A 9340-nucleotide genomic window follows, 5' to 3' on the forward strand; every position below is an offset into this window, starting at 1 on the left:
CTATCGTTTTTTAGCTACCACAACTACATTCCATGAAGAATTTGTAGGTTTTTCAAAGGTCATCCAATGGTAATAATCTTGGGTATCTAGTCCGTTTTTATCTAACATATATTTAAGCTCTGGAATAAAGAGATAGCGCATAACATGTGTTTCTTTTATCAACTCTTCTTTATCAGTACTTTTATCTTTTATTGCGATATCAAACAATACTTTTATTACATTTTGTACACCATCAGATTCTGGTGTTGCTTTTCTATTAACCAAAATAGCATCATTCTCTAACTTCTTTTCTCTTACTACTGGCGGATCTGTTAAAACTCCTGGACCATACCAAAAATCGAAAATAAAAAGTCCTCCAGTTTTTAAATGGTGCGCAGCGGTCTTAAATGTTTCTTCTAACTTTTCGTTAGTATTTTGATAACTAACAACATGAAAAAGACTTGTAACAACATCAAACTTTTTGTCTGACCTATACGAGTTTATGTCTCCTTCATAAAAACTAAGATTATCATCTCCTTTGTTTTTATGTTTTGCTATTTCTATCATCTGCGATGATAAATCTACGCCTTCAACTGAGTAACCTTTTTCAGAAAATAGTTTTGCATGGTTTCCGGTACCACAACCTAACTCTAATATTTCTATTGGTTTTTTAAAACCATAAGGCTCTATAAGCTGCTCTATATATGAAACTTCACTTTTATAATCTTTATCTTCATATAACAAATCGTAATATTTTGCGTAAAGATTAAATCTATCCATTTGCAACTATTTTAATTAAACTTTCTGCCACTTCTTCTATTTGCTCATTGGTTATCCCTAAGCCTGAAGGTATATAAAATCCATTTCTAGCTATTTTTTCTGCTACTGGATAACTTTCGGATTTAAAAAAGCCCATTTTATTAAATACTGGTTGTTCGTGCATACACCAAAAGAATGGTCTTGTTCCTATTTTTAATTCTCCTAGTTGCCTTTGTATTCTAGCACATTCTTCTTCTGATTTAGCAACAAGTCCATAAACCCAGTATATATTCTCAGCATACTCAGCTTGTGCTAATGGAAGTTGTAAATCAGCATTATTCTTTAGCAATTGATTATATAGATGTCCTATTTCTCTTTTTCTATCTATTGTTGTATCTATCTGCTCTAATTGAGCTACACCAAGTGCTGCTTGCATATTCGTCATTCGGTAATTCCATCCAATTTCATTATGCACAAATCTTCTTCCTTTTTCAAAACAAAGATTTCTTAGCTTTTTACAACGTTCTGCTAAGATAGAATCACTGGTAAGTATCATTCCGCCTTCTCCTGTTGTAATATGTTTGTTAGGATAAAAACTAAAAATACTTACATCACCAAAAGCACCACACTTTTTATCATTATAGGTTTGACCATGCATTTCTGCTGCGTCTTCTATAATTTTTAAATCATGTTTTTTTGCTAATTGAAGTATCGGATTCATATCTACAGGTAAACCATAAATATGTACAACGAGTATTGCTTTAGTTTTTGAGGTTATTTTAGATTCAATCTGATTTACATCCATATTCCAAGTTTCTTCATCAGAATCTATAAGAACTGGAACTAAACCTTCATTAATAACACTCTGTACAGGTGAAATTATTGTGAATGTTGGGCAAATTACTTCACTACCTTTTTCTAATTCTAAAGCTCTTATTGCAACATCTAATGCTGCTGAACCATTGGATACTGCAATGCCGTAGTTTTGACCGATGTATTTAGAAAACTCATTTTCAAAACGAGACACAAAAGGACCTTCTGAAGATATCCAACCTGTATCTATACACTCTTCTAAATATTTCTTTTCGTTACCATTAAGCTGAGGAATATTTACAGGAATCATTCGATGTTTATTTTGTTTGAATTAACTGGCTCAAATCTGGTTTTGTCTCTATCACCAGAATATGGACCTTGTTTTACTTCTATGATTTCACTCTCTTCTAGCATTTCAAAACCATGTCCACCAGATGCTAAAAGAATAATATCTCCTTTTTCTAACGCTCTACTTTTAAGATATGTTTTCTCATCATCATAAAAATCGACTCTTACTTTTCCTGATTTTATAAATAAAACTTCTTGCGTCCATACCACTTCTCGTTTTACAGGATTATGTACATGAGGCTCTATCACATAGTTTTTCTCTCGCTTCATATAACCCAATTGTTGCGAAAAACTATTTGGTGTAAAAAAGGCAATACCTTCTTTTTCAAATTTTGAAGATATGATGATTGCTAACAACGTTCCGTCATTTTTTATTTCTTCCACCATTACAAACCTTTTTTATTAAGCTTTATTAAAATTCTTTTTTTTATTAATTGAAAAATACTCAATTTTTCTTCTCTATTTATTAGTAAATCTAAAGGAATTGAAAAAAGATTAGTCTTATCTGTACTATGCACTTTTAACATTTTTTCTATCTCTCTTATGTTATAACGAGAACTGTCTACTTGCTGTAACTTAGCTAAATATTCTAACGCTAATTGCTTCTTTTGTATTGTATTTATTGTCTTCTTCCATGAATCTAAATAATCACTTACTGGCTTAGAATGTTTATCTAAACTTTTGGTATCTACATGCTTAGAATTAGAAAAACTTCCTTTGACTTCATAATCCGCCTGCAAAGGTGTTTCTAAAGACAAAAAACTATTAATCTTCTTTAGTGTATTATCTGTATTTGTAATTAAATCTTCATAAGATATAGTGATGCTATCCTTTATAATTTTAATTCCTTCTTCAACTAGTTTCGGTGCTAAGAAAAGGTCGTCTATTCTATCTTCAGACTTTAAAAATTTCTTATAATCACCTTTAAAATTATAGTCTAAAATTGAAGCAAATACTGCCAAAGGATTTCTTACTAAAAAAATAAACTTTGCATTAGGAAAGAATTCATACAACTCTTTTATAATGTGATAATATCTTGGGGTTTTATCTAAAAAATATTGATGCTCTCCTAATCGATCTTTGTATAAATCTAAAGCTAATTTTTTAACTCTGTTTTTATAATCTTCAAATCCGTCTTCTCTTTCGTCTAAATACCTGGTGAAGTTTTCTACAGCATAAAACGGATTATAACTAGAAGCAATATTATTCTTTTTATAAGTATAAATTAATGATAGCATCTGCCAAGGTTCTGGTGATGAAACTATTTCAATATTATTAAGTAATAATTGCTGTAATAAGGATGAACCAGATCTCGGTTGAGAGATTATAAAAATTAAAGATGAATCTGTCATAATAGTCTAATTAGTATTCTGAGATTCCCATTTACAATCTAAAAGAACACAACCCATATCATCTTTCTGATAGGTTTCAAATCCAGAACCTGTTTCTTCAATTTTAAATTGAATTAATCGATCTAATTTTCTAATCAATTTTTTCTTATGAATATGAAAGCCAATAGCCAATCTATAGTGACTTGGTAATAATATTGAATTAGGAATAGCTACTCGGATTGTATAAGTTCCTTGATTTGTAATTCCAACTTCAGATAATAAAGTATTAGATGTAAATACAACGCGTTCTAATTGGTCAATTGCTTTAAACCCTAACTTAGCTGATAAATCTTCTTCCTCTACTTTAATTTTATAAGAAACACTAACACTTTCATTAAAACCAAACGCATCGGCTAATTCATCCTTTTTAAGAACTTTTACCTCTAATATATCTGAACCTTCATTAGGCTCTTCATTAATATATAGCGATGTAGAAGATTTCATTGTATTGTTTAAATAATAATCTAAAGAATCTTCCACATTACCAGCAAATGCAACTTGCCCATGTTCTAAAACTATTGCTTTTGTACAAAGTGATTTTACACTAGCCATATTATGACTTACAAATAATACTGTTCTTCCTTGACCTTTTGAGATGTCTTGCATTTTACCTATGGCTTTTTTCTGAAACTCAGCATCACCAACAGCAAGCACTTCATCTACAACTAAAATATCTGGTTCTAAATGCGCTGCAACAGCAAAGGCCAAACGCACAGTCATACCGCTACTATAACGTTTTACTGGTGTATCTATATATCTTAAACAACCCGAAAACTCAATAATCTCATCAATCTTGGTAGTTATTTCTGCTCTGGTCATTCCTAAAATAGCTCCATTGAGATAAACATTTTCTCTACCAGTCATTTCTGGATGAAAACCTGTACCTACTTCTAATAAAGACGCTATTCTTCCGTTTGATTTTATGGTTCCTAACGTAGGGCTTGTTACTCTAGATAATATTTTTAGAAGTGTAGATTTACCTGCGCCGTTTTTCCCAATAATGCCTAAAACTTCTCCTCTATTAACTTCAAAATTTATATCTCTTAAAGCCCAAACATAATCTGAATTTGCTCCTGATGATCTATCATTAGATTCTCCTATTTTAAGATACGGGTCTTCTTTTCCTTTAATTTTATTCCACCAACGATTAAGGTCATGGCTAATTGTACCTGTACCTATTAGTCCAAGTCTATATTGTTTGCTCAGGTTTTCTACCTTTAATATTACATCCGAATCTATCATACAGTATCTATAAATGATTTTTCGGTTTTATTGAATACAACTAATCCAACCAAGAATATTGAAACACAAATTATAGACGTGATTATTAGTTTGTTTAATTCTAAGGCACCTACATTAATCACCACAAACCTAAAACCTTCTATAATTTGCGACAATGGATTGTATTCAACTATTTTACCCACAAGATTAGGAAACTTTCCTTTAGCTTCACTTAATGGATATGGAACCGCTGATAAATACATTAGCAATTGAACGCCAAAACTTACTAATACTGTTAAGTCTCTATATTTAGTGGTCATTGCAGATAATAACATACCAATACCCAAACCAAACAACGCCATTAATAAAACATACAATGGTAACAACCACATGTAAATTAAATTAAATATTAAATCATCACCTTGAACAGCAAGAAAATAAATATAAAACCCTACTAAAATCAACAACTGAATAGCCAATTTTAACAAGTTAGATATAGTTACTGATATTGGCATTATTACTCTTGGAAAATATACTTTTCCAAAAATATTCTGATTTTTAGTAAAGGTATTTGATGTACCTGTTAGACATTGTTTAAAGTAATTCCAAAGTGTAATACCTGTAAGATTGAACAAAAAAGGATCTACACTACCTGTTTTAATTTGCCCTAAATTATTAAAAATTAAAGTGAAAATTACCGACGTAAATAATGGTTGTATAACATACCATAGTGGTCCTAAAATGGTTTGCTTATAAGCGGTAATAATATCTCGCTTAACAAAAAGAAACAACAAATCTCTATAACGCCAAATATCAGCAAAATTGAAGTCAATCAACCTGTGCTTAGAGGATATCACGTACAACCACTTATCTTGAGTGTCCTTCAAACTATCAATTAATTTGTGAACGAATATACTAAATGAAATAATCCTTTAATATGATTACTCAGCCTTTTATTAAGAATGATTTTAACATCATCTCATCAGAAACAAAAAAACCATCTTAAAAAGATGGTTTTCAGTGTTATATTATAAAGACTAATTAAAATAGTCCCAAGTTATCTTCAATCCTTCCCGTACTGTATATTCAGGTTTATAACCTAGTAATTTCTCCGCTTTCGAAATATCTGCTAAAGAATCTCTTACATCTCCTTGCCTAGGTGGTCCATAAACGGCTTCTAATTCAGATTTAGCAGCGATTTTTAGTGAATCCCATAAGTAATTCACAGAAATACGTTCACCACAAGCTACATTAAACACTTCATTAGCAGCATCTTTAGAAGCAAAAAAACCTCTTACATTAGCCTGAACTGCATTATCTACGAAAGTAAAATCTCTAGTTTGCTCACCATCACCATTAATCTTAGACGCTTTATTATCCTTTAGAGCTTGCATAAATAATGGTATTACAGCTGCGTAAGCTCCATTTGGACTTTGCTTAGGTCCAAATACATTAAAATATCTTAACCCAATGACATCTGTATTATATGTTTTACCAAAAACATCAGCGTATAACTCATTTACATATTTAGTTACAGCATATGGCGACAGAGGTTTACCGATATTATCCTCAACCTTCGGTAAAGATTTGCTATCACCATAAGTAGAACTAGAAGCAGCATACACCATGCGTTTCACACTAGAACTATCTTTTATAGCTATTAACATATTTAAAAAACCCGAAATATTAACAGCATTAGAAGTTGCTGGATCATTAATTGATCTTGGAACAGAACCTAAGGCAGCTTGATGAGACACATAATCAATTCCGTCAATTGCTTTTACACAAGTATCTAAATCTCTAATATCACCTTCCATTAATTCAAATGCAGGATTATCTTCAAATTCGGTAAGATTTTCTCTATATCCATTAGAAAAATTGTCCAATACTCTAACTTTTTTCGCCCCATAATTCAATAGATACTCAACAATATTAGAGCCTATAAATCCTGCACCACCCGTAATCAAAAAACTTAAATTTGATAAGTTTTCTGAATGATATTTATTTAAATACATTTTCATAAAATTAATTATAATCTCGCGTCCACACTTTCTTTAGGCAATAATGACTTCACATCAAAAATCACACATTTATCTGACTTTAAATCCTTTAAAGACATATCTAAAAATTCCTTATGTGAAACAGCTAAGATTATTGCATCATAATCAGAATTTAACTCAGATAGAGATGTTTTCAGGTCTAGTTTATATTCATGATGCACCTCCTCTTTTGAAGCCCATGGATCATAAACATCCACATTTACATGATAAGATTGTAGTTCATCAATTATATCTATAACCCTAGAATTTCTAATATCGGGACAATTTTCCTTAAATGTAATTCCTAATACCAAAACATTAGAACCTTTAATTGTTGCTCCTTTATTAATCATCATTTTCACGGTCTCAGTTGCAACATAGGACCCCATACTATCATTCATTTTTCGACCAGCTAAAATAATTTCAGGATCATATCCTGATTCTATGGCCTTTTGCGCCAAATAAAATGGATCTACACCTATACAATGTCCACCAACTAAACCTGGTGAAAATTTTAAGAAATTCCATTTTGTTCCTGCGGCTTCTAAAACCTCCTTAGTATCAATATCGAGAAGTCTAAAAATCTTAGAAAGCTCATTAACAAAAGCAATATTAATATCCCTTTGGGAGTTTTCAATAACCTTAGCGGCTTCTGCCACCTTAATTGATGGTGCCAAATGTGTTCCTGCAGTAATTACTTTTTTATATAGTTGATCAACTTTCTCAGCAATTTCTGGAGTAGAACCTGAAGTCACCTTTAATATCTTAGTGACTGTATGGTGTTTATCACCTGGATTTATTCGTTCAGGAGAGTAACCAGCAAAAAAATCATTGTTATATTTTAATCCTGAAGTTTTTTCTAAAACCGGAATACAAATATCTTCTGTTGCCCCTGGATAAACAGTGGACTCATACACAACAACATCATTAGCCTTTAACACTTTTCCTACTGTTTCACTTGCTTTAATCAATGGTGTAAAGACTGGTTTGTTAAGTGCATCTGTAGGAGTCGGCACAGTAATGATATATATATTACAATTAGATAGCGCTTCAAGACTATCTGTAATATATAGTCCCTTTTCAATATTTAAATCTGATATAAGTACTGATTTAAGATGATCATCGTCAACTTCGAGGGTCTTGTCAACACCAGAATTTAGCTCTTGAACTCTTTGAGCATTAATATCAAATCCAACAACTTGAAATTGTTTCGCAAACTCAACAGCAAGTGGAAGACCCACATAACCTAAGCCAATAATTGCTATTTTATCTTCGTTAGTTATCATTTATTAAGGTAGATTTTAAAATGAGTTTCAAATCTAAACAAAAACTATAGTTCTGAACATAATATTTATTAATTTTCACCTTATCTACCCAAATAACCGTTCTATTGTATGTTTCTGGATCTAATTGCTGCTTTAGAATCTCCTCTTCATTTTTATACTTAAGTGTTGCTGAACCTGTTACACCAGGTTTTACTTTTAATATAACCCGATCATCCCCTTCAAGTTTATCTGCAAATCCGGGAATATCTGGACGAGGACCAACAAAACTCATATCACCTTTAATAACATTAAACAATTGAGGCAATTCGTCTAACTTAGTTTTTCGTAAAAACCTGCCAAATTGAGTTGCTTTATTATCTAAATGACCTAGTTCATGCGTTCCTTCTCGAAGTGTTCTAATTTTATAGATTTTAAAAAACTTGGCATTTTGACCAACCCGTGTTTGCGTAAACATGCCGTATTTCCAGATGTCTATTGTAGCTACAGTAACTAAAATTAAAATTGGTAAGATTAAAATTGGCAAAAGAAGACAAGCCAAAGTTAAATCAAAAAAACGCTTAACAACTAATTGAGTATTCGTTATCACAAAATATGAATTCTTACTTTCTTCTATATTTAGGTTTAAACTGATTTTTCAACTTTTGAATTATTGAACGATTGTCTCTCTCATGGTATGCATTTCCGTACGAGCCATAACCGTAACCGTATCCATAACCATAGCCATAGCCATAATTATGTGTACTTTTATATTTGTAAAAGTTAAGCAAATAACTAATATTTTTTAACTCCCCCTTTTTATATTTACTATCAACCAAACGCAACATTCCTTTCTTAGTATAGTCTAATCTGACCATAAAAATTGATGCATCCGCATAGTGAACAAGCTCTAAAGCATCAGCAACTAAACCTAATGGCGGTGTGTCAAGGATTATCATGTCATATTCATCTTTCAGGATATTTATTAATTCACCAAGTTTGTCACTCATCAATAATTCCGATGGATTCGGCGGTATTGGTCCTGAGGTAATTAAATCTAAATTTTCAATATGAGTATTTGTTATTATTTCTTCTAGAGCTGATTGACCTATTAAATAATTTACTACACCTTCTTCGTTCTTAATCTTGAAATCACCAAATATTTTTGGCTTCCTTAAATCTAACCCTAATAGTATTGTCTTCTTACCTGACATTGCATATACTGAAGCAATATTAATTGAGGCGTAAGTTTTTCCCTCTCCACTCACTGATGAGGTTATCATAATTGTCTTAGCTCGAGTACCTGATTCATTACTCTTAAGAATAAATTGCATACTAGACCTAACCGCCCTAAAAGCCTCAGCTACAGCTGATTTTGGCTTTTCAAATGCCACTAAATTATTATCGTGTTTATACTTACCAATCAAGCCTAAAATTGGGATTTTTGACATTCGAGTCACTTCATCAGCATTGTGTATGGTATTATTTAAAAGGTAAACAAGAAAAATTATGAAAATTGGCACAAAGA

10 protein-coding genes are annotated in these 9340 nt (G+C 31.4%); all 10 read right to left on the reverse strand.

Features of this window, described 5'->3' with window-relative positions; all coding sequences use genetic code 11:
• Positions 1-759 (reverse strand): class I SAM-dependent methyltransferase, encoded by a 759-nt coding sequence (locus HRU50_RS05680; protein WP_296349056.1) that lies wholly within the window; start codon positions 757-759, stop codon positions 1-3.
• Positions 752-1861 (reverse strand): DegT/DnrJ/EryC1/StrS aminotransferase family protein, encoded by a 1110-nt coding sequence (locus tag HRU50_RS05685; protein WP_296349058.1) that lies wholly within the window; start codon positions 1859-1861, stop codon positions 752-754. The genes HRU50_RS05680 and HRU50_RS05685 overlap by 8 nt, the downstream gene beginning before the upstream one ends.
• Entirely contained in the window at positions 1858-2286 is a 429-nt protein-coding gene (locus HRU50_RS05690) for a hypothetical protein (protein ID WP_296349060.1), read from the reverse strand. The genes HRU50_RS05685 and HRU50_RS05690 overlap by 4 nt, the downstream gene beginning before the upstream one ends.
• On the reverse strand, positions 2286-3251 hold the full coding sequence (locus tag HRU50_RS05695; RefSeq protein ID WP_296349062.1) for a sulfotransferase: 966 nt from the start codon (positions 3249-3251) through the stop codon (positions 2286-2288). Before HRU50_RS05695 ends, HRU50_RS05690 begins: the two co-directional genes overlap by 1 nt.
• Before the next feature lie 6 nt (positions 3252-3257).
• Entirely contained in the window at positions 3258-4532 is a 1275-nt protein-coding gene (locus HRU50_RS05700) for an ABC transporter ATP-binding protein (protein ID WP_296349064.1), read from the reverse strand.
• Complete coding sequence (locus HRU50_RS05705; protein WP_296349065.1) at positions 4529-5398, reverse strand: ABC transporter permease; 870 nt, start codon at positions 5396-5398, stop codon at positions 4529-4531. Before HRU50_RS05705 ends, HRU50_RS05700 begins: the two co-directional genes overlap by 4 nt.
• 150 nt (positions 5399-5548) lie before the next feature.
• Positions 5549-6526 (reverse strand): SDR family oxidoreductase, encoded by a 978-nt coding sequence (locus HRU50_RS05710; protein ID WP_296349067.1) that lies wholly within the window; start codon positions 6524-6526, stop codon positions 5549-5551.
• Positions 6527-6540: 14 nt separating this feature from the next.
• Complete coding sequence (locus tag HRU50_RS05715) at positions 6541-7836, reverse strand: nucleotide sugar dehydrogenase (protein ID WP_296349069.1); 1296 nt, start codon at positions 7834-7836, stop codon at positions 6541-6543.
• Positions 7826-8422, reverse strand: a complete 597-nt coding sequence (locus tag HRU50_RS05720) for a sugar transferase (RefSeq protein ID WP_296349072.1) — start codon at positions 8420-8422, stop codon at positions 7826-7828. The genes HRU50_RS05715 and HRU50_RS05720 overlap by 11 nt, the downstream gene beginning before the upstream one ends.
• A 13-nt stretch (positions 8423-8435) precedes the next feature.
• Positions 8436-9340, reverse strand: a 905-nt coding sequence (locus tag HRU50_RS05725) for a CpsD/CapB family tyrosine-protein kinase (RefSeq protein WP_296349075.1), incomplete at its 5' end; no start/stop codon positions are given.

The organism is Winogradskyella sp. (assembly GCF_013213835.1).
Lineage (GTDB): Bacteria > Bacteroidota > Bacteroidia > Flavobacteriales > Flavobacteriaceae > Winogradskyella.

Excerpts from the sequence above, each read along its gene's own strand:
- HRU50_RS05680 (WP_296349056.1), bottom strand. The coding sequence starts at position 759 with ATGGATAGATTTAATCTTTACGCAAAATATTACGATTTGTTATATGAA.
- HRU50_RS05685 (WP_296349058.1), bottom strand. The coding sequence starts at position 1,861 with ATGATTCCTGTAAATATTCCTCAGCTTAATGGTAACGAAAAGAAATAT.
- HRU50_RS05690 (WP_296349060.1), bottom strand. The coding sequence starts at position 2,286 with ATGGTGGAAGAAATAAAAAATGACGGAACGTTGTTAGCAATCATCATA.
- HRU50_RS05695 (WP_296349062.1), bottom strand. The coding sequence starts at position 3,251 with ATGACAGATTCATCTTTAATTTTTATAATCTCTCAACCGAGATCTGGT.
- HRU50_RS05700 (WP_296349064.1), bottom strand. The coding sequence starts at position 4,532 with ATGATAGATTCGGATGTAATATTAAAGGTAGAAAACCTGAGCAAACAA.
- HRU50_RS05710 (WP_296349067.1), bottom strand. The coding sequence starts at position 6,526 with ATGTATTTAAATAAATATCATTCAGAAAACTTATCAAATTTAAGTTTT.
- HRU50_RS05715 (WP_296349069.1), bottom strand. The coding sequence starts at position 7,836 with ATGATAACTAACGAAGATAAAATAGCAATTATTGGCTTAGGTTATGTG.